Origin of the sequence: Belliella marina (assembly GCF_042682445.1) — a bacterium.
In the GTDB taxonomy this organism is placed as follows: domain Bacteria; phylum Bacteroidota; class Bacteroidia; order Cytophagales; family Cyclobacteriaceae; genus Belliella; species Belliella marina.
This window is the reverse complement of the sequence record NZ_JBHUHR010000045.1, coordinates 200157-225113: the sequence shown is the minus strand read 5'-3', so window position 1 is coordinate 225113 and position 24957 is coordinate 200157. Positions and strand designations below refer to the sequence as shown.

General features: G+C 40.0%; 17 protein-coding genes. 15 read left to right on the top strand and 2 right to left on the bottom strand.

The window, feature by feature from the left end; genetic code table 11:
* Positions 1–385: 385 nt before the first annotated feature.
* The 5 genes from ACFSKL_RS17920 (at position 386) to ACFSKL_RS17900 (ending at position 6676) form a co-directional block, all read left to right on the top strand.
* Positions 386–1054, top strand: coding sequence for a potassium channel family protein (locus ACFSKL_RS17920; RefSeq protein WP_376887954.1), 669 nt, complete (start codon positions 386–388; stop codon positions 1052–1054).
* A 35-nt stretch (positions 1055–1089) separates the two neighbouring features.
* Positions 1090–2076, top strand: a complete 987-nt coding sequence (locus tag ACFSKL_RS17915) for a bestrophin family protein (protein WP_376887951.1) — start codon at positions 1090–1092, stop codon at positions 2074–2076.
* A 392-nt stretch (positions 2077–2468) separates the two neighbouring features.
* Complete coding sequence (locus tag ACFSKL_RS17910) at positions 2469–2837, top strand: DUF4260 domain-containing protein (protein WP_376887949.1); 369 nt, start codon at positions 2469–2471, stop codon at positions 2835–2837.
* 74 nt (positions 2838–2911) lie between these two features.
* Positions 2912–6082, top strand: coding sequence for a ligand-binding sensor domain-containing protein (locus ACFSKL_RS17905; RefSeq protein WP_376887946.1), 3171 nt, complete (start codon positions 2912–2914; stop codon positions 6080–6082).
* 3 nt (positions 6083–6085) lie between these two features.
* Positions 6086–6676 carry a response regulator gene (locus ACFSKL_RS17900; RefSeq protein WP_376887944.1) on the top strand — a complete coding sequence of 197 codons (591 nt, stop codon included), beginning with the start codon at positions 6086–6088 and terminating at the stop codon, positions 6674–6676.
* Between the two features lie 158 nt (positions 6677–6834).
* On the opposite strand, the gene ACFSKL_RS17895 is transcribed toward ACFSKL_RS17900, so the two are convergent.
* Entirely contained in the window at positions 6835–8208 is a 1374-nt protein-coding gene (locus ACFSKL_RS17895) for a DUF5723 family protein (protein ID WP_376887941.1), read from the bottom strand.
* Between the two features lie 11 nt (positions 8209–8219).
* Complete coding sequence (locus ACFSKL_RS17890) at positions 8220–8720, bottom strand: hypothetical protein (RefSeq protein ID WP_376887938.1); 501 nt, start codon at positions 8718–8720, stop codon at positions 8220–8222.
* 609 nt (positions 8721–9329) lie between these two features.
* Between ACFSKL_RS17890 and ACFSKL_RS17885 the strand changes: the two genes are divergently transcribed.
* The 10 genes from ACFSKL_RS17885 to ACFSKL_RS17840 all read left to right on the top strand — a co-directional run bounded on the left by ACFSKL_RS17885 (position 9330) and on the right by ACFSKL_RS17840 (position 24799).
* Complete coding sequence (locus ACFSKL_RS17885; RefSeq protein ID WP_376887935.1) at positions 9330–9902, top strand: RNA polymerase sigma factor; 573 nt, start codon at positions 9330–9332, stop codon at positions 9900–9902.
* 79 nt (positions 9903–9981) lie between these two features.
* Entirely contained in the window at positions 9982–11115 is a 1134-nt protein-coding gene (locus ACFSKL_RS17880; RefSeq protein WP_376887934.1) for a FecR family protein, read from the top strand.
* An 80-nt stretch (positions 11116–11195) separates the two neighbouring features.
* A complete protein-coding gene (locus ACFSKL_RS17875) occupies positions 11196–14582 on the top strand; it encodes a SusC/RagA family TonB-linked outer membrane protein (RefSeq protein ID WP_376887932.1) in 3387 nt (1128 codons plus the stop codon).
* Positions 14583–14593: 11 nt separating this feature from the next.
* Positions 14594–16057 (top strand): RagB/SusD family nutrient uptake outer membrane protein, encoded by a 1464-nt coding sequence (locus tag ACFSKL_RS17870; protein WP_376887929.1) that lies wholly within the window; start codon positions 14594–14596, stop codon positions 16055–16057.
* 13 nt (positions 16058–16070) lie between these two features.
* The gene (locus ACFSKL_RS17865) at positions 16071–16829 is read left to right on the top strand and encodes a DUF4843 domain-containing protein (protein WP_376887926.1); all 759 of its coding nucleotides are present in this window, start codon (positions 16071–16073) and stop codon (positions 16827–16829) included.
* 19 nt (positions 16830–16848) lie between these two features.
* Complete coding sequence (locus ACFSKL_RS17860; protein WP_376887925.1) at positions 16849–18360, top strand: PKD-like family lipoprotein; 1512 nt, start codon at positions 16849–16851, stop codon at positions 18358–18360.
* A gap of 114 nt (positions 18361–18474) precedes the next feature.
* A complete protein-coding gene (locus tag ACFSKL_RS17855) occupies positions 18475–19686 on the top strand; it encodes a thioredoxin family protein (RefSeq protein ID WP_376887923.1) in 1212 nt (403 codons plus the stop codon).
* Positions 19683–21188, top strand: coding sequence for an aspartyl protease family protein (locus ACFSKL_RS17850; RefSeq protein ID WP_376887922.1), 1506 nt, complete (start codon positions 19683–19685; stop codon positions 21186–21188). Before ACFSKL_RS17855 ends, ACFSKL_RS17850 begins: the two co-directional genes overlap by 4 nt.
* A gap of 12 nt (positions 21189–21200) precedes the next feature.
* On the top strand, positions 21201–22583 hold the full coding sequence (locus ACFSKL_RS17845) for a TlpA family protein disulfide reductase (RefSeq protein ID WP_376887919.1): 1383 nt from the start codon (positions 21201–21203) through the stop codon (positions 22581–22583).
* Positions 22584–22666: 83 nt separating this feature from the next.
* Positions 22667–24799, top strand: coding sequence for a protein-disulfide reductase DsbD family protein (locus tag ACFSKL_RS17840; protein ID WP_376887916.1), 2133 nt, complete (start codon positions 22667–22669; stop codon positions 24797–24799).
* Positions 24800–24957 lie beyond the last annotated feature (158 nt).

Sequence of the window (24957 nt, the reverse complement as noted above, 5' to 3'; positions counted from 1 at the left end):
CAAAAAAAGTCTATATTTAACTGTATTCGAGTTTTTTAGAAAAATAAGCTATACAATATCGAACATAAATGACCGCAGACGGGCAAATCTATTCACGCTGATGGGGTACATTCAAAGTTTTTTTTAATTTTACTCTCAACGATGAAGTGAAAATCACAAGATTGGATTTAGACAGGGGGAAATATGCATTTGTTGTTAATGACTTAAAACTAAAATAAATGATTATCCGCAATGACACCAGTAGTTAAATTATGCATATGTAATCATGCGGATAATTGTCGACGGTTGACAGTCAACTTGCCCCGGAAACAATATGGATACATTATTTTAAATGGCTACTGGTAAGAAAGCGGATATACATACTAAAATATTTAAGAACCCATACGTGAATAAAATAAAGGGAAATTTTCAAAAGTATAAATATGAATTGCTGCTCGCAGCACTTATACAACATCTATATATTGGTATTGTGGTACGTGATATGCCATTTTATATAGAAATTCTTTGGCCTATCAATATGGTGATTTTGGGATTGGCAAGTGTGGGTGTATTTATAGAAAAGGGAAAGGCAAAGAATATTATCAAAAACGTTCTGACAATTATTGTGATACTTTTTCCAGTGTTGTTGCCAGTTTTTAACCATATACCAGTTTTTATGTGTATGCTCAATGTGAGTTATGTGGTTTTCTTTCTTTTCATATTTTTGGAAGTATTCAAATTTCTACTCAAACCTAGTTACATCAACAAAGACCTTATGTCGGCTTCTGCCTGTGGTTTCTTCTTGCTCATAGAATCTTTTGTGTTTCTTTTTCAGATTTGGATATACAATGATCCCAATTCATTCAATGGAATAGACTTTTCAAGCCCAGCACACACATTCATTGACCTTGTATATTTTTGTTTCATTACGTTGACCACCATTGGATATGGTGACATAACACCTAATGCATATTATACCAAACTTGTCACCTCGCTCATAGGAGTCGCAGGTCAATTTTATTCTGTAGTTTTAGTGGGAATTTTAATTAGTAAATTCACCTCTAACAATAAATGAATTACAGCAACTAATCAACCATTATCAATCAAAAAATGCATACAGGAACACATTACAAAATCAGTGAATTTTTACTCTGGACAAGAAGAGATATTTATGTTTTGATTTTATTGTCCGCCATTCCTACAATCTTATTTCAAGTATTTGATTTAAAATGGATTGCTATACCTTGGGTACCTGTGGCATTGGTGGGCACAGCTGCTGCTTTTATAGTGGGGTTTAAAAACACCCAAACCTATAACCGGCTTTGGGAAGCCCGACAAATTTGGGGAGCCATTGTAAACACCAGCCGCACTTGGGGAATTATGAGCAAAGATTTTGTGCATGCAGATAAATCCGAAATCCAACAACTCATCTACAGACATTGTGCTTGGCTTACAGCCTTACGTTTTCAGTTGCGGAAACCACAATCTTGGGAAAACACCAACAAAGCCCATTTCAAAGAATACCGCAGTTATTTTTCCATTCCAGAATGGGAAGGAAAATTGGAAGAAGAACTATTAAAATACCTTTCAGCAGAAGAACATACTTATGTATTATCCAAAAAGAACAGAGCTACGCAACTCATATCCTTACAGTCAAAACACCTAAAGTCTTTGAAATCAGAAGGTAAAATAGACCCATTCGAATATGTAGAAATGGAGCGGCAACTGTCCTTTCTTTACGACCATCAAGGTAAAGCCGAACGTATCAAAAACTTTCCCTATCCCAGACAATTTGCCAGCATTAATCTATTTTTTGTTTGGCTCTTGGTTTTGATGCTGCCATTTGGTATGCTCAATGAATTTCAAAAACTTGGCGAAATTTTCGTCTGGCTAACCATTCCCTTTTCTGTAATTGTTTCATGGGTTTTCACATCCATGGAAAAAGTGGGTGAAGCTACCGAAAACCCATTTGAAGGAGGGGCAAACGATATTCCAATGGCCGCACTCAGCCGTACCATAGAAATTGATTTGAGAGATATGCTAGATGAAAGCAATCTACCTGAACCCGTTACACCTGTGAACAGCATATTAATGTAAGTTCGAAAAAAAGGGAAAATGAAAAAACTAAACTACTATCGGTTAGAGACCGATAGGTTTGGTCCCGTCTTAAGACGACTAAAGTGCATCCAAGACTTAGTGTTTGTGAAAAACTTGGTGATCTTAGTGGTTATAATTTTTACAACAAAGATCACCAAGTAAAAACACCAAATTCACAAAGAAAAAAACACTAAAGTCTTCGCCTAAAGGCGAGGGATTTTCCCCCGGAGTGAGGCATTGAGCAAAACTGAAAAATGCTATGCAATAGCAATAATTATTCAATAAACTCTTTTACAAAAACATACATTGAAAGATCTAATACAAGAGCATTTGTATTAAAATTTCTGACCTTTGTGTGGTACAGATTATAGTCAGAAAATATGGGCAAGAAAATGGAAAAACTTATTAAACTTGAAGAATTGGGACAGTTTTTACTTTCCATAATCCTATTCAGCCAATTGGAATTTGCATGGTGGATTTTTCCAGCATGTATTCTGATTCCGGATTTATCAATGCTTGGCTATTTGGCAGGGCCCAAAATTGGCGCACGGATTTACAATTTTTTCCACCACAAATTGCTCGCAGTGATCGTATTGATGCTGGGATTTTACTTCAACACTCCTCTTTTGACATTGTCGGGAGTTCTTCTGTTTGGGCATTCGGCTATGGATAGGATGTTTGGCTATGGACTGAAGTTTGATGACAGTTTCAACAACACCCATCTGGGATTGATTGGAAAGAACAAGTTGGAAAGCCAATAAAACATGGCATTTTTCAGTGAAAAATACATATTTTAGTGTATTGACCTGTTCCCAAGAATTGATAAGCTTTGTGAATGTTCCAGAAACTGATTTTTCTACTACCATTATACTTGTTGACCATTTCCTTGAGTAGCCTTGGATATGCACAGCAAAATAGATTGAATTTTAGGAACATAGGTATAGACCAAGGCTTAAATCAACCATTTCCTTATCATATCATCCATGCAAAAAGTGGATATTTATGGATCGCTGGTGAGAATGGGCTATGGAAGTATGATGGTAGTATTTTTAAACAATATCTACATGACCCTAATGATAGTACTTCACTCGTCTATGATTTCGTCTGGACTATTTTTGAAGATTCGGATGGCAATATTTGGGCGGGTACATATGGTGGTGGCTTAAGCAAGTATGACCCTGTATTTGATTGTTTTAGGAATTTCAGTTTTATCAAAAACTCAGGAAACTCCATATCGGACAATTATGTCCGGGCAATTGACGAGGATGCTAAGGGGAATTTATGGATTGGCACCAACAATGGACTCAATAAATTCGATCCAAAAACCGGGACTTTTGAAGTATTCTTGGTCGAAGATGGCCTCAAGTCCAATGTTGTCCGCATCATCCTTTTGTCTAAGGATAAAAGTCAGCTATTTATCGGAACAGCAGATGGATTGAATTTTTACGATTTTGAAAAGGAAACATTTTTGGATTTTCAGCCTAACCCATCCAAAAACAACCGGTTGAGCCACCATTTTATTTATGAATTTTTGGAATATCCTGAAGGTACATTGTGGATAGGAACCGGCAAGGGGCTTAACAGACTGGATCTTGAAAGCAATGAAATGACATATTACTTCAGCTCTTCCGACCCAAGTTCCATCAGCAATGACGTTGTTTTCAATATACTTCCAAGTCCAACCAATAAGAACAAATTACTGGTTGGTACAATGAACGGATTGAATATTTTTGATTTAGAAGAAGAAAAATTTGAAAGGATATTATCAAAAAAACATGATCCCAAATCCTTAAGAGGAGACAATATTTATGCTCTTGCTATTGGCTTGGATAGTAGCATTTGGGTAGGTGTGAACAATGAAGGCGTATTCCAGCATCACCAGCAGTTCTCTAAGTTCAACTCCCTGGAATTGGTAATGGAAACTGATGATAAATACTACAAACGGGTGACAAGCATACTTCAGCATAATGATGATGAATATTTATTCTGTACGTATTCAGGTCTGTTTGTAAAAAACCTTAGAAGTGGAAAAGTAACACAACACAAAATTCCCGGTGACAATCCCACTAGTCGAAACAGGATCACCAACATCACCAAAATTTCCGAAAATATCTATTGGGTATCCATCTGGGGACATCGGATATATGAATGGAACCATGCTACCAAAAAATTCTCAAGGTTGAACCTGAAAAACCCAGAGGATGGTTACATCCCAGCCTTCAACCTCACAATTCTTCATGATAGCAAAGGAAGGGTATGGCTTGGGAATAGTGAAAGGGGCTTGTTTTCGATTGATAAATCAAGTCTGGAAATTCGAAATTTTCCGATTTCAGAGAACCTGACTACAGAATCCCTCCACGATGAGTTCATATCTTTTATTTTTGAAGACAGCGAACAGAATATCTGGATAGGTACACATGGGGGGCTGAACAAGCTCAACCAAGACAGTACTTTCACAAAGTATGAAAAACAACAAAACTCCAACGAAGGTCTCAGCAACAATAAAATCAACCATATTTCAGAAGATGACAGAGGCCATCTATGGATAAGTACTGAACTGGGATTAAACAAGTTTGACAGAAAAAACGGTGAATTCACCCAATACTTTAGCAATAACCATTTGCCTTCCAATACCATCAGTGCAAGCCTGACAGACGATCAAGGAACACTATGGGTATCTACTTCAGAAGGAATTGCGAAAATGGTGGCAGATGGTATGTTCCAAAGTTATGACCATCAGGATGGCATTCAAGATAACTATTTCATTTTCAGATCTGCATTCAAGGATATGTCGGGAAACTTGTTTTTTGGTTCTTCAAATGGCTTAGAATATTTTCTGCCACAAAAAATCATGTCCAATCTAGTTCCTCCTAAAGTAAAAATCACTGGGTTTGACTTGTTCAATCGTCCCGTTGGAATTGGTGATGACTCCGGGTTGTTGCAAAGATCCATAGACTTTTCAGAGAAAGTTACCCTCCATCATGACCAATCAGTGATCAGCATCCATTTTGGTGCTATCAATTTTATCAATGGCAATAAAAACAGCTATAAGTTTAGACTGAAAGGATACGATAAAGATTGGCGTCCCGAAACTTCCGAAAGAGTCACTACCTACACCAGTCTTCCACATGGCAATTATGTATTCGAGGTCATGGCTGCAAACAATGAAGGCATATGGTCCAATGAAATCGCCAAATTGAAGATTCAGGTCCTACCACCCTGGTATGCTACCTGGTGGTTTAAGGGCATGACCTTGGGTCTCGTTATGTTTGTGGGGGTTTTTCAGATCAATAAGTATAGAAAGAAGAAAAACCACCTAGAAAACCTCGTGGCACAAAGGACTTCTGAAATAGCTTGGCAAAAGGAAGAGATTGAAGCCCAACATGAAGCCCTCCAACAAAAAAACGAGCGGATAGAAAGCTTGTTGAAAGAATTGAACCATAGGGTCAAAAACAACCTCCAGTTGGTATCGAGTATTTTGAACCTCCAAAGCAAAACCGTAAAAGACCAAAATGCAAAAGATGCGCTTTTGGATGGAAAAATGAGGATGCAGGCTTTGTCATTGCTCCACCAGAAGCTATATATGAAAAACGATATGATGGACGTCAATTGTAAGGAATATGTTGTGGAGCTTGTGGAAAATATTGAGACTGCATTCAAACCGGAAACGAAGACTTTTGACTATGAGCTTGAAATAGGAGAATTTGAATTGAAACTTGAACAATCTATCCCTTTGGGATTGATTTTGAATGAATTGATCACCAACTCATTCAAGCATATCCATAAAAAAGAAATTCTTATCCAGGTCCATATCCAGGTAATGGGTCGACTTGTCGAGTTTGTCTATAGTGACAATGGCCCCGGTATCAGCAATGAATTGATCCAAAACTCTGACACTTTTGGGCTCACCATGGTGCAATCCCTGGTGGAACAACTTGAGGGAAATATGGCAATCAGGGAAAATGGTACAAGGAAGATCGTAATCCAGTTTAAAAAAACAGACTAGACCATGCCAAACAATGTTTTGATAATAGAAGATGAAATTCTCATAGCCAAGGATCTGTGTTACTTGATAGATGAGATGGGGTTCAATTGCATAGGAACAGCATCGACCGGAAAAAAAGCGCTGGAACTCTTTCATTTTCACCAAAATATTGGGCTCATTTTATGCGACATACATCTGAGCGGTGAGCTTGATGGAGTCTCTCTTATGGAGCAAATCAAATCGATCAGGGAAGTTCCATTTATCTATATTTCCGCATACTCAGACGAAAAAACGGTCAATAGAGCCATTGAAACTGTTCCTTCTGCTTTTCTGACAAAACCATACAATGAGAAAACCTTGAAAATCGCCATAAACCTAGCTATCTCAAACTTTGAGAAAAAGGGTTTCAATCTTGAGAAAAACCCTACATACAACAAGCTAACAAACAGGGAAAAAGAGATTATTCTGATGATTGCAGATGGAAAAACCAGCTCAGAAATCGCAGATAAACTATTTATCAGTACAAAAACGGCAGCCAAACACAGAAATAATATATTGGCAAAAACCGGATGTAAGAATACTTCCGAACTGATCAAAATCCTGTTCTCTGATTAGCCAACGCCAAACATCACCATGATCACAAAGGCATTCGGAACTAAATGATCACAAAGGCATTCGGAACTAAAAAGCTATCTTATAAAAATGCACAGACCTCAAAGAGAAACAAATTCCCATTAAGATCTGTGCCTGTGAGATTCAAAAAGTCCGTTCTTTTAAAACCCTGGAATTTCAGTTGTACTTTTCCTCTTGGACTTGCCAAAACCCAAGTTTAATCCAAGATGGACATCCGCCTGCTTTGTCTCTGCCAACAATCCCGTAATAGCGGAATTGCTGCCTACAAAGAACCCTCCAAACCTAAGTCCCAACCCACCTGTAAATCCGGACACCTGGTATCTTGCCCAGGGTGAATACAATTCAAATCCGCCCAATTTTAACCTAGGGGTAACTGCAAATATGTTTTGGGAGGCTATCTGCTGATTGTCATTTCTTCCAGACAAACCCCATTGACCAAAAAGGCTGAGATAAAATACCTTTGTCACCCGCACATCTGTATAGGCAGTCAATAATTTAGGCAACCTGGCAATATGGCCACTTTCCGTCACTTTCGAAAAATATCCACTTGCCAGAAGTTGCTCCTCTATCTCATCAATATCACCCTCCAATTCATCCAATCGAAAACTATTGTTGCTTGGAATGTTCATAGTCAAGGTACTGCTCATCTGGGAATCGCCAAAATCAAGACTTCCTAGCCCTTTCAATGAAATCCCTGAATGAGCTTTTGCCACACCCTCTACATAATATACATGACTAAGACCCAAATCAAAGCCTAATCCTGACATGTTAGCTGGAGATAGATTGTCCAATCCCAATCCATACAGATCTTCATCAATGGCACTCGGAGAGTAACTGAGGTTCAATACGCCTGTGGCATCAGTCAATGCTACCCCTTCATTTTCATCTATTTGGATAGTACCATCCAAATCAGCAATACCGGCATTCACATAAGCTACCGGCATCAACAATCTCACAGCCACTCCAGCTGAAACCTCATGTTGCCCATTGCTATAGATCTTTCTTCCTACAGTCCCTCCTATTTCTCCCCATCCAACTACATTGACCCGCTGGTTGGTGGGTGATTGTATCCTGAGTTCCCTGCTTCCCGCAACGTCAAAATCTGTAAATGCCCTTCCCAATTCCGAGTTCAAATCCATAACACCAACATTGGCCACGACTTGTGAATAAATTCCAAAGCCCCATTTTCCCGCTTTGAATGCGAAAGAAGGACCTAAGAAATTTAATTCGGCATTTAGGTTTACTGGAGCATTGTCTACTCGGTCGAACAATAGATCGGCAATATCCTCCTCTCCTATTATTTCATTGAAAAAAAGGACATCATTGCCAACTCCAGCACTTACTGAGAATAGATTTACATCTACATTTTTGGAAAGGTTGGCCACTTCAGCAGGATTCATTACTGCATGTAGGACACCTCTTCGGGAAGTGTTCTGTATCCCGACAAAGCTCTGCTGCGCAATAGCCGAAAGGGAAAGGATAGTCAACAAATATGTTAAGTAAAATTGTTTCATTGAATTTTGGCTTATGATACTTTTTCAAAATATTCATAACCTACTTCTAGATGTTCATCAGCAGAGCCAGGAGGAGATAAAGGATCCTCGTATTTGAAAACAAGCTTCCCAGCCTCAAAAAAAGCATCCACTTCTTCAGTATAGGTGACCGTTTCAACTTCACCATCTCCATTTAAATCTACTTCTTCTGTGTAGGTTATCATTAGCTTTCCATTTTCAAAAGCATATGTCCCCTCGGATGTATAATCTCCATCAATGACTTTGTAAGTCTTGTTGGAATTGAAGGTGATAGAATACTCACCATCATCTCCATTTTCATTACCTTCCTCAACATCGTCTAGGACACCATTGATATAATATTCTATTCGAAAACCAGCATATTTCCACTTACCGATCAAGGATGCTTCAGTTACATCACCATCTTCAATGATATCATCCTGGCCATCATCCATACAGCCTACCAGTACAAATGTTATCAATAACCCCATCAAAACCTGTCTAATTCTTTTCATGATTTTTGTGTTTAGTTAAAATTCAACAAGTCAAAATTACCTAATCATATAATCGAAGTAAATACATGAAAACATGTATATTGTCTCAAAAAACCTGTTAAGAGTCAAATTAAATGGAGAATATGTACTAACCTGAGTTCGATTGTTATCACAAAGTCAAAATCAATAAAAATATCCAGTTACAAGGCAAATTTTTGAGGGATAGCCTAAGCTATCGCTCAGAAATTTAACGCAGTAAATGGTTGTTTTTATTGACTGAGCCGACTATTCGGTTTTAAACGGCAATCTACTTCACTTTTTCAATCCACAATATCCCAATTTTACTTCACGCACCTTCTTTTCGTAGTTCTCACCATTTAAAACCGTTCCTGCCTGCCGGCAGGCAGGTTGACAAAGTGAGAATAGTCGAACTCAGGTTACTAATACCGAGTACTGAAAAAAAGCTACTAGTCTTAAGAAATCAAAAACAGGTATTTTTCACGAGATCATCACCTAGCTATAAGTTTTATTGTGGATTGTAGGTTTTTATTGGAATTACCTATTAAATTTCGAACATTACAGTTTATGTAAAAGGTTTCATACCTAAGAAAGCGTTAAACAAAGAAGTTAGTGCAGCCCTATCAATCTATAGATTCAAAAATCATCAACCATCTTCAAAAAGGGAATCAGGAAGCTTATAGGCAGATTTTTGACATCTACTATGAATCGCTGTGTAGGTTTTCCTATACGTATTTGCATGATGAGTCCAATGCAGAAGATATAGTCCAGGATACATTTATAGTATTATGGAAAAATAGAGGGAAAATTATTTCACCACTTGCACTGAAAAGCTTCCTTTATACCATCACCAAAAACAAATGCCTTAACTTTCTCAAAAACAAAAGAAATAATACGCTTGAAATAAACGACTCCCACCTAGATCTGGACACAGACTTTGAAGATAAAGTACTTGAGGAAGAAGTGTATCGTAAATTGGAAATGGCACTTTCCAACCTACCACCACAAAGCAAAAAAATCATAGATCTCTATCTCCAGGGCTTTAAAAACCAGGAAATTGCTGATCAACTCGGGGTTTCAATAAATACCGTAAAAACACTAAAAAAGAACATTTACACATCATTAAGGAAAACCCTTGCATCAAACATTTCATTGGTGGTTTTGTTCAAGGATTTTCTTCAATAAAAATTTTTTTAAACTTTTTCATAATTCCATTCACCCTTTACTAAGGTGTGGTTGTTTTAATACCAAATAAACTTTTGGTATGACCAACAATTCCAATATATCAAACCTAATAGCCAAAGAAATCCTTCGTCAGATCAGCGAAGAAGAAACCAACACGCTAAACCAATGGATAAATGCATCAGACACAAACAAAGCACTTTACCATAAAATAAAAAACCAGAGTCTGGAATCCTACAAAGAGCGCTTTCCTAAGTTTGACAAAGCTTCTGCCTGGGTAAACGTTTCTGGGCAATTATTCCAAAAAACACCACAAAGGAAAATCCAAACCTATCTCAAATGGGCTGCCTCCCTATTTATCCCTCTTCTGATCGGAGCGGGATATTTCATCTATTTGAACTTCAATGCCCCAATCTCACCAGGTAGCCAACATGCTACTTTGACTTTGGCTGACGGTTCAAAAATCAACCTGGATCTCAATAAGGATCTCCGCAAAGAAGAGGCTGGACAAGGGCTAATCTCCAACATTGACAATTTTATATCCTACAAAGACTTGGACAGGAAGGAAAATAAGGAAACGGTCTTCAACACACTGGAAACCCAAAGAGGCCAGGAATATGGAGTCATGTTAGCTGATGGAACAAAGGTATTTGTAAACTCCATGTCAGCCATCACCTATCCAGTCAGTTTCAATAGCAATGAGCGCCGTGTAAAGCTCAATGGCGAAGCTTTCTTTGAGGTAAGCCATAATCCCGACATGCCATTTATAGTTGAGGTCGACGATATGGAAGTAAAAGTACTCGGAACATCCTTCAATATCAAAGCCTACCAGGACGAAAACTACAAAGAAACCGTACTTGTCAATGGCTCGGTACATGTCCACACAGCTGAGTTTACACAAACACTGGTCCCTGACCAAAAGTCAACTTTCTACCCCCTGACCAAACAATACAAAATCGAGGAAGTCGATGCAGTCAAATCCACCTCATGGATACGGGGGCAGTTTTACTTTGAAGAAGCCCGACTGGAAGATATTTTCAAAGATCTATCGAGATGGTATGACTTTGAGACAGAATTCAAAAGCCCACACGCCAAAGAAATCCTTTTCGAAGGATGGATCAACCGCTACGAAAGCCTAGAACCAATACTGGATATCATTGCAAAAACCAATAAAATCAAAATCAAAAAATATGGTAAAAAACTAACAGTCGAGTAAAAAAGAGGGGTGCCGTCTGCGCCAACAGACTACACCCCGATCATCAAACAAATGAATGTTCAACTTTCCACCAACAATTTATGAAAAAACATTTAACCAGGTATCCCTGCAAGGGGGATATATTTTCAAAAATCATGAAGCTCACTTTGATATTAAGTATCGCTTTCACATTTCAGCTTGCCGCTGCGGGGTATTCCCAGGTCAGGTTGGACATCCATAAAGAGAACATAGAGCTCCGTTCTTTGATCAGGGAAATAGAAAAAAAGACAGAATATAGGTTTTTCTATAGCTTGGAAGAGATAAAAAAGGTGAAAAACCTCAACATCAACGAATCCAATATTGCGGTAGATCACCTATTGGATAAATATCTTAAAAACACTGGAATCACATTTGAAATCGTCAATGAAACAATTGTACTCAAACCACAGAAGCCTTCAGTAGGCAATTCCAATAAGACAGAAGAAACAAATAGTACCAGAGCTGACATTCTGATCACAGGAAAAGTACTTGATGAATCAGGCGACCCCATGGTTGGTGTTGTAGTAAGCATCAAAGGCTCCCCCAAAGGTACTGTAACAGACAATGACGGAGTTTACAAAATCAATATCCCAGAAGAAAGCTCTCAAACAGTCCTGATTTTTAGATTTTTGGGATATGAGACACAAGAAATCCCCATAGGCAGCAAATCGACCATCAATGTCAGGATGAAAGTATCCGTCTCTGGGTTGGATGAATTTGTAGTCACTGGTATTGTGGAGCGGGAAAGGGAAAGCTTCACCGGCGCTGTTGCTTCCTTTACAGGTGAAGAATTGAAGGCCATCACCAACAGCAATGCCATCGATGCGATCAAATCCCTGGATCCCTCAGTAGTGATTTTTGAAAACAACCAATTCGGTTCCAACCCCAATGTATTGCCTAATATAGAAGTAAGGGGACAAACCAGTATCTCCACCGAACAACTAAGAGATGAATTCGGAGCTGACCCCAACCAACCACTTTTTATCTTGGATGGATTCGAGACCAATCTCCGGACAATTGTTGATCTTGATATCAACAGGATCAAATCCATTACGATCCTAAAAGATGCCGCTTCCACAGCTCTCTATGGATCAGTCGCCGCCAACGGTGTCATAGTGGTAGAAACCAAACAGCCGGAAGTAGGTAAAATCCTCCTAACCTACACAGGGGATTACAGATTGGACATGCCAGATCTCAGCCAGTACAACATGATGAATGCCGAAGAAAAACTGGAATTCGAAAGATTGTCTGGTAGATACACCCCCTACTACAGCAGTCCCCAACTACAACTAGGCTTAGACAACCTCTACCACCAGAGGCTGGAAGAAGTGAGAAGAGGTGTGAATACCTATTGGCTTTCTGAGCCTGTAAGGCTTGGCATCACCAATTCCCACACCCTGTACGCAGATGGGGGAACAGAAGAATTACGCTTTGGTGTATCTGTCAACTATAGAAACAACCAAGGGGTTCTCAAAGGATCAGGCAGGGAAACTTGGCAAGGTGCGGTAGATTTGATTTATAGAAAAAACAAGCTTAACATCAGCAACAAACTATTTGTAAATGGTTTCAAAGCAGAGGAATCACCCTATGGAAACTTTTCTGATTTTGTGAACACCAATCCATATTTCAGAAAGTATAATGCTGATGGTGGAGTAAACAAATACCTTGAAAGTGGTACTGTAAGTGGTATTCCCTACGACGGACCTGGTGTTCCCAACCCACTTTACAATGCCTTGCTTGATCACCAATTCAATACCACAAGCAATTTCAATGTACAAAACAACCTCCAGTTGATCTATCAATTGGCTGACAACTTCCGTCTACAGGGCATGGTGCAATTATTGGGAGAGAAATCTGAGCAAGAGGACTTCCTAAGCCCCCTAAATTCAGCCTTTGACATAGTGGATGTATTGGAAAGAGGCAGGTACAACAATGCTCAGACGAACAAGTTTCTATACAGATCCAATATCATGGCAGTCTATTCAAAAGTGATCAACAAACACAGTTTCACTGCCAATGCAAGAGCTGAAATCCAGAGTGAGACCAATAGCCGAAAATCATTCAGGGCTGTAGGCTTCCCTGTTGGCGTAATTGGAAACCCTGCATTTTCCTTTTCCTATCAACCAAACTCCCGGCCAACAGCCAGCTATAGAGACTTCAGAAGGGTCAATGTATTGGCCAGCATCAACTACAGTTTCGACCAACGATATCTTTTTGATGCCACTTACAGACTTGACGGATCTACTGCATTTGGAAGAAACAATCCCTATTCTCCTTTCTGGGCAATCGGTGCCGGCTGGAACTTGCACAATGAACCAAGCCTTAAAGGAAACTCGGCGATCAACAACCTCAGGCTAAGGGGAAATATAGGCATCACAGGCAACCAGAGTTTTGGCAATATTACCTCGATGTCTGTCTATAATTATTTTTCACAGCTTAATGTATTTGGACAGGGAATAGGTTTGTCCACCCTTGGCAATCCTGACCTCCAATGGCAACGTACCAGAGACACAAGCATAGGCCTGGATTTTGGGTTGTTCAACAACCGCTTCTCTGGTTTCCTAAATGTATACAGCAAAATCACCGACCCATTGATCATCATTTTGGACCAACCCGCATCCACAGGGATCAAAGGAGTACCACTCAATATCGGAATGCTTGATGGCAAAGGGGTAGAAACCAACTTCAGGTTCTCCCCTATCTTCAGGCCAAGGGAGCAGATAGTATGGACCGTCGGGTGGATGGGGAATTTCATCATCCAGGAATATGACCGCTTTGACAACAAACTGGATCAACTCAATGAAGAACAGTTCAACTCCAGTAGCCTTGTCAGGTATCGAGATGGGTTCTCTCCTACTGATATCTGGGCTGTAAAGTCTTTGGGTATAGACCCAGCTACGGGAAGGGAGGTTTTTCAGAATAGATTCGGTGAATCCACTTACTATTTTGACGCACAGGATATCGTGAGGGTGGGAAATACCAGACCCGTTTCTGAAGGGGTTATCAGCACCAACATTTCCTACAAGGGTTTCCTATTCAATGCATTCCTTAGGTATAGGGTTGGTGGAGATGTATTCAATTCTGCCTTATACAACAAGGTAGAGAATATTGGCAATTTGGAAATCACCCAAAACCAAGATAGACGTGCCCTTACAGAACGTTGGAGGGAACCGGGGGATGTGAGTCAATTCAAAAGCATCAGGCTCAATGACTTTACCCCTATGTCGTCGAGATTTGTCCAACGTGAGAATATCATCTCTGGAGAATCTATATCCTTTGGATATCAATGGCCAGCCAACAGCCCCTTCATACAAAAAATGGGGATGCAAAGACTCCGGGTCAATGCGTATATGAATGACATCTTCAGGCTATCCACTGTCAGGGTAGAAAGAGGTATCCAATATCCATTTGCAAGAACAGTCTCTTTGAGTGTAAATGCCACCTTCTAAATCCACTAAAGATGAAAAAAAGAATTTTAACATATACTTCTGCCATTCTGTTGGCGATCAACATAACGGCATGTGACAATTTTCTAGATGTCACCCCGGTGGACAAGCTTCTCGAAGAGCAGGTTTTCACCAATGAACTTGGAATACACAATGCCCTGAATGGGGTCTACCTAGCTATGAACAATAGAACATCATATGGTGCAGACCTAACGATGACTACCGTAGAAGCCATCGCACAAAGGTATGATGTGGCAGATAGCAGGCATCCATTTTACAACTATGGATTCCTTAGATACACAGATCCTTCGGCAGTCACCAAATTCGAAAACATTTGGACTGGAGCATTTGTCAACATACTCAATATCAATGCACTTCTAAAAGGATTGGACGAATACCCAACAGTCTTATCTCCAGCACATGAAGCTATAGTCAGAGGTGAAGCCATCGGACTAAGGGCATTGTTGCATTTCGACTTGTTCAGACTTTATGGTCCTATGCCAGGAAACAACCTTGAAGATACCAGTCTACCTTACTATGATCAGGTGGTTACCGAGCCAGCACCTCTGCTTAGTGGAATCCAATTCCTAAACAAGGTAATAATGGATCTCGAAAAAGCTGAATCCCTTCTCTCCGATGATCCCATCAGATCCCAAGGGGTGATGTTTTCAGAACCTGATTTGGGAGGAAGCAATTTCTTCCGCTATAGGAATTACAGACTCAATTATTATGCGGTCAAAGCCCTCAAAGCTCGGACTCTGCTCTATGCAGGAGAGAAAAGTGCTGCATTGGAAGCTGCACAAGGCGTAATCAAAGAAGCATCTCAATGGTTTCCTTGGACAGACCCTTCCCATATCCTAAACCGTCCACAGGCACCGGACAGGTTATTCTCAACGGAAATCATATTCGGGCTGCAAAACCTCCAAAGAACCAATCTTCAAAGGGACTTTTTCTCAAGCGAATTGACAGAACTAACCATTCTTGCTGCTAGACCTAGTCGTCTCACCAACACCTTCCAAGCCAACGAGAATGACTACAGATTCAACTCCTCATGGGTCATCCCTGCCACAAAACCATTCAGGACCTTCTTCAAATATGCTGAGCCTATAGTGCCAGGAACCAATGATATAGCTGCACGATACAGGTATATCATACCTATGATAAGGAAATCTGAAATGTATTATATAGCTGCGGAGGTTTTGGCAGAATCTGATCCCGAACAGTCATTGGAACTCATCAATACTGTACGGTTCAACAGAGGTTTGCCAGAGCTTGCTTCTGGAGTGAACCTACAGACGGAAATCCAAAGGGAATATGAAAAAGAATTTTATGGTGAAGGACAATTGTTTTTCTATTACAAGCGTCGAGGAATCACAGCAATACCCAACGGCTCAGCCAATAGTGGAAATAGGGCTATGAGCACTACCACTTACATGATCCCAATCCCATTAGTGGAGTTTGAATTCAGAAACAATTAATCAATTCCAAGCCATGAAAAAATTAACTATACATATAAAATTTGCCATACTATTCCTGCTATTGGCCAGCAGTTGTGTAGAGGAACAATTGATGACTTATTCAGAAAAAGACGCCGTTTATTTCAGGAGGTCTGTCTTTGGTACCAATACAAATCTGGCTACAGATAGCCTATTCTATTCACTGGGCTTGACAAGACCTGACTTGATCGATTCGGTGATTACAGTAGAAATCGGACTCACTGGCAATGCAACTGATTATGACCGTCCGGTAAATCTCCAGCTGATCAACGGTACCACAGCAACAGCTGATCTTCATTACCGCATGCTGGAACCTGCAGTCTTAAAGGCAGGGGAATTCATCGCAAGAATCCCTATTAGCTTGATCAAGTCTGAAGCCATTGCATCTGACACCGTGTCACTGGTGATGCAGCTCCTTCCCAACGAGCATTTCGATGTGAATATGAATGAATTGATCAATAGCTCAGGGGTAACGGTTAGAAAACACGACATCTTTTCGATTTATGTGACCGGAGCAGTGAGCAGACCCCAATTTTGGTTTGATCCTTACCTGGGTACTTTCTCCGTCAAAAAGCTGATGTTGATTTCGGAAGTAATGAATGTTAACCCGATAATGTTTCTCTCTCCTCCACAATTAGCGGAAGTCATGTACATAGGTGTTTTTATGAAAAGATACCTTCTACTACAAAAGGAACTGGGGAATACGATTTACGAGGAAGATGGTTCTGAAATGATCATGGGTTCAGCTATTTAATTTTCTAAAAAAAGCAACGATGAATAAAAATTATATAAACACGCTGTCCTTTGCCCTCCTGTTTCTCTTCGCATCAGGATGTTATCAAGACTTGGGCAATTATGAATACAATGAAATCAATGAAATTGGTTTTGGTGGGTTTCTGGAAGAAGGTCAATCCTACACCTTGAGAGTTGGAGAAAACTTCAGGTTAGAACCAGATTTGATATTGACAATGGACAATTCATTTGATCCCGAAAATTATGAATATGAATGGTTTGCACATGGCAAGGGCAATCTTCTGCCAGGTGACGTGGAGAAATTTCTAAGCAATGAAAGGATTCTAGATATCAATGTAACCCTTCCTCCAAACTCCTATGACGGGTACTTTCGGGTCAAAGACAAAAAAACCGGAATCAAATTCACCAAAAAGTTTGAGTTTCAAGTTATCACGAGTATTTATGAAGGTTGGCTTGCCCTGTGTGATGTAGAAGGTAAGGCAAGGCTAGACATGGTTTCCTTTATTGAAGATGATACCAGAGTCATCAATGATGTATTGGGTTTCACTGGATCATCCCTTTCATTGGAGGGGAATCCGGTGGAAACTTTTACCTATAGGTACCACCCACAGCAATATGGAATTTATGTAACTACTACCGGCAATGGCACAACCAAAATAGATCCAGAAACATTCGATTGGGATGATACCCAAAGGCTCAGTTTTGAGATGATTGCGAATGCCCCGTTAGACTTCTCCGCCAAAGCAATGTATAGAAACGGAGCCAATTCTTCCTATATCATTGGGGAGGATGATAATTTGTATTACTACTTGAGGATCTTCAATATCAGATATAGTGTACCTATCAACAAGCTGAATACTGAAACACAAAACTTCAAAATATCTCCATATATCAGTACAGGAAATGACTGGAGTACACATACAATCCTATTTGATGAAGACAACAAAAGGTTTGTAAGACATGTAGGCTCTAATATTTTAGAATCTGCCCCACTTCCTGAAGGTACTTTGTTTGACTACCAAATAGGAAAGGATTTGGTGTACATGTCATATACTCCCTATAATGGTGGGGAAACGGTAGCAGTATTGTCAGACCAAAATTCAGGTAAGTTCTATCTGGCCAGGATGACACAAACCAGAAACAACAACATTGTGCAGACTTACTTTCAAGAGATAGCGGCACCAAATTTCCATTTGGCCAAAAATATATCCTTTCACCCAAGTCTAGGCTATCTGTTTTATAGTATCGGAAACAAAGTATATGAATATGATATGTTTGCCAAAACTGCCATCGAAATGCTCGACTTTGGAAATAGGGAAATTAGCTTGTTGAAATTCGAACAGTTTGAGGTTTTGAGACCATACAATGCAGAAATACCGCACCAGCTTATCGTCAGTACTTATGACAATGCAACAGAAAATTCCGGTACGATTGAGTTTTACAATGTCCCACCTGTAAATGGTCCCTTGACACTAAGCAACAAATACGAAGGTTTAGGAAAAATAATAAGCCTTTCCTACAGAGAAAGATAACTCAATTTCCATTTCTATTCCCTCTCCCAACAATGGGGAGGGAATACCTCCCAACCTCCTGAAAACCTCAGGACTGGAATGCTATTACCCAATTATTCAGAAAAACCCAATACAATGAGATTTCTAAGTATCACAATGTTGGCCATGTTATTGGCAACATACGCCAGTTCCCAGACAAATTTTATTGCGGATTTTGATCATGCCAGAAGCCTGGCCAAATCTGAGTCCAAGCTTTTATTCATCGACTTATACTTCGAAGGATGCCATCCTTGTGAGCAGATGGACCGGGATGTTTTCCCCGATGAAAAAGTTGCAGCATATCTCAATGGTCCCTTTGTGGCTTTCAAGGGTGATGTTTTCAAAGAACTCCCTGCTATGAAACTTGCCAGAAAATATGCCACATCCGGATTTCCGACTTTCTATATCCTGAGTCCCGAAGGCCATACTATCGATATAGTATCTGGATACAAATCAGCGGAAGAACTTCAAACATGGTTGGATACAGCATTGGAAAGAAACAAAAACAAGCAATACCTGGCTTTCAACACTACCCTTGACAATGGCTATCCCGAATTCTATTCAAATGCTTACCTGAAAGCAGAAAGGAAAATCAGTCAGGAAACAATCTCTACATTTCTTTCCTCTTCCCTTAGCCCGTTGGAAGATGAAGTAAGCTTTGCTGTCTTGGCAGCTTTCGGGAATACACAAGAAGACCATGACTTTATCTTCGAACACAAAGAAGAATTAACGAAAAAATATGGACAGGAAATCATCAACAAAAAGTTGCTTGCTATCATGTCACGCTATGCAAAAACACATGGGGACAAAGATGACATTGATGGATTTGAGGCCAAGCTACAATCATACATTGACCATATTTCTTCCCACGAAAAAGAAAGGATGCTCCCAGTTATATTGAAAACCTTCTTCATCCAAACCAATAATCCAACTTGGTATTTCAATCGGATAACCCAAGAAACGGCCCTAAATCCTATAGACCAAATCAATGCAATGGGAGAAATACTCTGTCTAAAAGGAATCATGGATTCTCCATCAATGGTTAAAGAAGTCCAATCATGGCTAAGCCAAAACCTCAATACCCATCCCAATTCCTATTTTCATGCAGCAATGGCAGCATACTATGCTAAGCAAAATAAGCTTGCCCAAGATAGATTCAGGGAATTCGAAACCTTAACCGAAGGTACACACCAAACCCCAATAAACTTATCTTCTATCAATTCACTAAGAGAGGCAATTCTATCAGATTCAGCACCTATGGAATTGGCTATCAAACCACTGCAAGCACATAAAAACTACTCCAAATGATTATCCAACGCAGCACAGCTATATATGGATTGGTGATTGCATTGATCACACTATGCTTGGTGAGTTCATTCTCCCCTAAAAACGCCAATCATAAAAAAACCACGCACTCTTTGGCCGTCGCCCTAAAGTCGCAAGACTTGGGCAAATTTAAAGAACTTATTTCAGACGATTTTGGCATTGGGGTGTATGAAGGTAAGTCTACAGCCTCCATGCTTGCATCACTTTTAGACTTGTATCCTAAAATATCCAAAGTAACCTATGTTGAATCAAAAGAGGAAAAAGGTGAACAACGAGTCTATATTGATGTCCAATTGGAAAATGGGGAATCGAAAAACACATGGTATGCCCTAGACCAGTATGGTAAAATATTGTACCTGGAGATTTTTGACAAAGCCTATGGCATAGATAGAAAATCAGACAAAGGGCTCGTTGCCAGTATCCCATTTGATTTCTCTAGTGGATCTATCACCATACCAATAAAAATGAACGACTATGAAAACCCGATTCATATGTTGTTTGATACAGGTGCAGATGGTATAGGTGTTGGTTCTGGAACTGCCAAAAATATAGGAGTCAATGAAACTCAAGATCATGAATCAAGCGTCGTTGGCGGAACGAAGAAAGTTCAGCTATCCAAAGGCAACACCTTGATCCTGGGTGAAGATATCATCCTTAAAAACCAAAATCTAGTCGTTTTTCCAGAGTATAAAGATACCAATGGCGGACTTCTGGGCGGAAATATATTGCGGAACTTCACTACGAAAGTAGATTTTGACCGCTCTGTGATGGAATTGTATGACTTTAATAGCTATACCCCATCGCCAGAAGCCATCTGTGTTCCATTGGATTATTCATCCGGTCTACCGGCAGTCAAACTCCAAACACAGTTTGATTCCCAAAAAGATTGGATTCCCACAAATCTAATCATGGACACAGGGGCTTCTTACAACTTGATCCTCTTCAGTGATTTTGTAGCCCGTACCCAAGTACACCAAAATTTCAAAACAGCAGCAAGTTCCACCAATACCAGCTTTGACATCGTCACTCCTACCCTTATGGGAAACCTAAATGGGCTGAGACTTGATGGGGAAGAAATCAATAATTTTCTGATTTCCCTACAGCTTCCAGCAGCAGGAAATCGTCGCATCGGCAACTATGACGGCTCTTGGGGAATTGGTCTCATCAAGCGATACAACTTCACGATTGATTTACTTCACAAAAAACTATACCTGGAACCAAACCAATACTCCCAATATCCTGCTGACTTGGCACTTGCAGGGATGTTTCTTGGATTTGATGCTACCGGAGACCTCAAAGTCAACCAAGTCATCGGTGGATCGGCAGCAGACCAAGAAGGGATCTCCATTGGCGACATCATCATGCATATAGATGGTGAAGACCCAATAGATTTCCTCAATAAACCAACCCCTTTCCTAGGCAAGGAACTGACATTCAGGATTATTAAGCCTGATCAGGTAATACAAATTGAATTATCCATTTAAAAAAAGAAAATAATGAAAACTATCACAATGAAATTATTATTGGTTTGTAGTCTATGGACTGGTCTGGTCAACGCCCAGTCCCAAGACTTCATCAAAATTGAGGCTCAGGTACATTTTGATCTGACAAACAACCAGGTGGAACTATATGAGGTTGCCCTTGGGGAACTCAAACAGATAGGTAGCAGCAACATCTCGGAAAAGGGAAAGTTTGGATTCTTATTTGATCCTGAAAAAGCCGGCTTCTACCATATCAAACTCACGGACAAAAAATCATCCCATATCCTTAGGCTTTACATAAAGGAAGCTGGAAGCTACAAGTTGGATATAGATGAATCAGGTTACAGACTTCAGTCAGACATAAAAACAGACCGTGTCAACGAGCTCCTTACCGAATGGAACAACCTAGTCCAAAAAATGGAAAGCATCAATTCTTTAGGCTCCAACATGACTTATGTGGACTTTTTCCCCTTGGTAGAGAATGAAATCATACCAAGTAGAGATCAGTTTTTGAAAAAAGTAAATACAGGAGACCCTGCTCTTGATGACTTGATCAGCATGACAATCAAGACAGATGTATATGACCAGGCGTTAAATTTCTGGAGATTTCCAAGATCTGTACATCCGACTGAAGAGCAAACTCCAAAATTTTATGAAACTTTCCGAAACGAAGTAGCATTCGACAACCCACAGCTTTTGGAGTTATACAATGGTTTGAGGATGATGGGCAATTATTTCTTCTACTATTCCAAAGAAAATGGATACTCCAAATCTTCCTATTTCAACAGTGCCTTGAAAGATATCAAAGATCCAATTTTGCTAGATAACTTCTTATATACCGAAGTGAACAGATTCAAGTTGAAGCCTGAGGAATATGAAATCATCATCAAACCCCACAAAGATAAATTTATCTCAGAACGCTCTAAATCACTCATCTTGGAATTCGAGAAACTCAGCCAATCCCAGAAAGGCCAAAAAGGATACGACTTTACATACAAAGATCCCAATGGCAAAGAGGTTTCTTTCTCTTCCCTGAAAGGCAAGATTGTCTACTTGGACGTATGGGCAACTTGGTGCGGTCCATGTATTCAGCAAATACCCCATTTGAAAAAGCTCGAAGAGGAATTTCATGGACAAGACATCGTATTTCTAAGCGTGTCTATTGATGAGCAAAAAGACCATGAAAAATGGAAAAAATTCATTGAAGAAAAAGAATTGGGCGGTGTTCAATTGTTTGCGGATGGTGCTTGGAAATCAGGTTTGGTGCAAAACTACGAGATCAAAGGCATCCCGAGGTTTATGCTGTTTGACAAGGATGGTATGATCATATCAACCGATGCCATGCGTCCTTCCGAGTCCGCACTCAAAATCCAATTGACAGAATTATTGAAAAAATAAAAAGGTAAAACGGGGGAGTCCTCATGTATTTTGGTTTGGTTTACCGAAACTCCCCCGCCTTTTTTTGTTTACACTAAGTATTTATGAAGTATACCATTTTGGCATTGATCCTCCTTTTCTTGGGAGGGAATGCTTTTGCCCAATTTCACGAACCTGTCACTTGGTCCTTTGAAAGCCAATCAAATACAGCAGGGGAAATCACCTTACGGTACACCGCCAGTATTGAAGCCAATTGGCATCTATATGGCTCTAATATCAATGAAGGAGGCCCTATTCCCACAACTTTTGAGCTAGCTGACAATCCTGCCATTACAAGCAAAGGAAAAATCAATGAAGAAAGCAAAGCCACCGTTTCCTACGAAGAAATGTTTGGGATGGATGTCCCCTATTTCGAAAACGAGGCAGTATTTACCCAGGTCATCAAAGTAAACCAGAGGTCTGGTAGGATCAAAGGTTTCGTCACCTTTATGGTCTGTGATGATCACCAATGTCTTCCCCCCAATGAAGTGGAATTTGATATAGAATTCAATACAGTGCTTCCCAATACTGTATCAAAATCTGATGAAGTTCCTTCATCAGAATCCTTAGAAAAAGTTGATAAAGTAATTTCTGAACAGATAGAAAACCAAGTAGCTGACCTATCTGATAAAAATATTGCAGTGGAGAATTCTGAGCTTGGACCTTTAGACAAACCAATTACCGATACCATTGCCAGAAATGATCCATCTGAAAAAAAACTACTTTTGACGGAAGAAACTGAAAGCAAAAAATCCCTATGGGCAATCTTGATCGCTGGATTTCTAGGTGGATTTGCCGCATTATTGATGCCATGCATATTCCCAATGCTTCCCTTGACTGTGAGCTACTTTACCAAAAGTGATAATAAGGGCTCCGCAGTTGGAAAAGCCTTGATTTACGGAATTTCAATTGTGGTGATTTATGTTCTTCTGGGACTTTGCATAACCATTGTTTTCGGAGCCGATGCGCTCAATGCCCTCTCTACAAATGGCGTTTTCAATTTCTTTTTCTTTCTGCTATTGGTTGTATTTGCAGCTTCATTCTTCGGTGCGTTTGAGCTGACACTGCCACACTCCTGGGCCAATAAGCTTGACAAAAAATCAGATAAGGGAGGATTGGCAGGCCTGTTTTTTATGGCGGCAACATTGGCAATCGTCTCTTTCTCGTGCACAGGCCCGATCATTGGCACCTTGCTTGTACAGGCAGCAAGTATGGGGGAATATTTGGGACCTGCTATTGGCATGTTTGGTTTCTCTGTGGCTTTGGCCATTCCATTTGCATTATTTGCGATGTTTCCATCTTGGCTACAGTCCCTCCCCAAATCCGGAGGATGGCTCAATAGCGTCAAAGTCGTATTGGGATTTTTGGAACTGGCTCTTGCCCTGAAATTCCTCTCCAATGTAGACCTGGCCTATCACTGGAATTGGTTCGATAGAGAAGTGTTCCTTGTGCTTTGGATAGCAATATTTGGATTACTGGCGATGTATCTACTTGGGAAAATCAAGTTTGCACATGATAGCCCTACCCACTATGTCAGCACCACCCGTATCTTTTTGAGCGTGGTTGTCATCGGGTTTACCATCTATATGATACCCGGATTATGGGGTGCCCCACTCAAATCCATTTCTGCATTTCTCCCTCCACAGCATACCCAAGATTTTGATATCTATACCCCAACTTTGGGAGGTGGAAACTATTATGCATTAAATTCTGGACAGAAAAGTAAGCATAGAAAATATGGGGATTTATTTCACGCACCCTTGAACTTAGACCCATTTTTTGATTACGACGAAGGGCTGGCCTATGCCAAAAAAACAGGCAAACCAGTGCTGATTGACTTTACCGGACATGCCTGTGTCAATTGCCGTAAGATGGAAGCCAATGTATGGCCTGACATTGAAATACTGAAAATCATCAGGGATGATTATGTATTGATCCAGCTTTATGTGGATGACAAAACCCTACTCCAGATAGAGGAACATTACATTTCCAACTTCAGTGGGAAAAACATCAACACCATTGGCAAAAAATGGAGCGACTTCCAAGCCCAAACCTTCAATGCCAATTCCCAACCTTATTATGTCACTTTGGATTTGGATGGGCAACTTCTTAAAAAACCCATCGGTGCAGAGTACAATGTTGAAAAATACAAACAGTATTTGCTTGAGGCGCTGCAAAATTTTGACCACACCAAGTGATCCACAACTTGTGTAAACCACACTCAGATACTCAACCATTGAAAACCCACACTTGAATGTGAGTCCAGAATTTCAGATATTGCTTTTGTTCCGGAAATTGATGAATCATGAACCTGGGATACGACTATGTTAAAACATGGAAGGCCAACACATCAAAT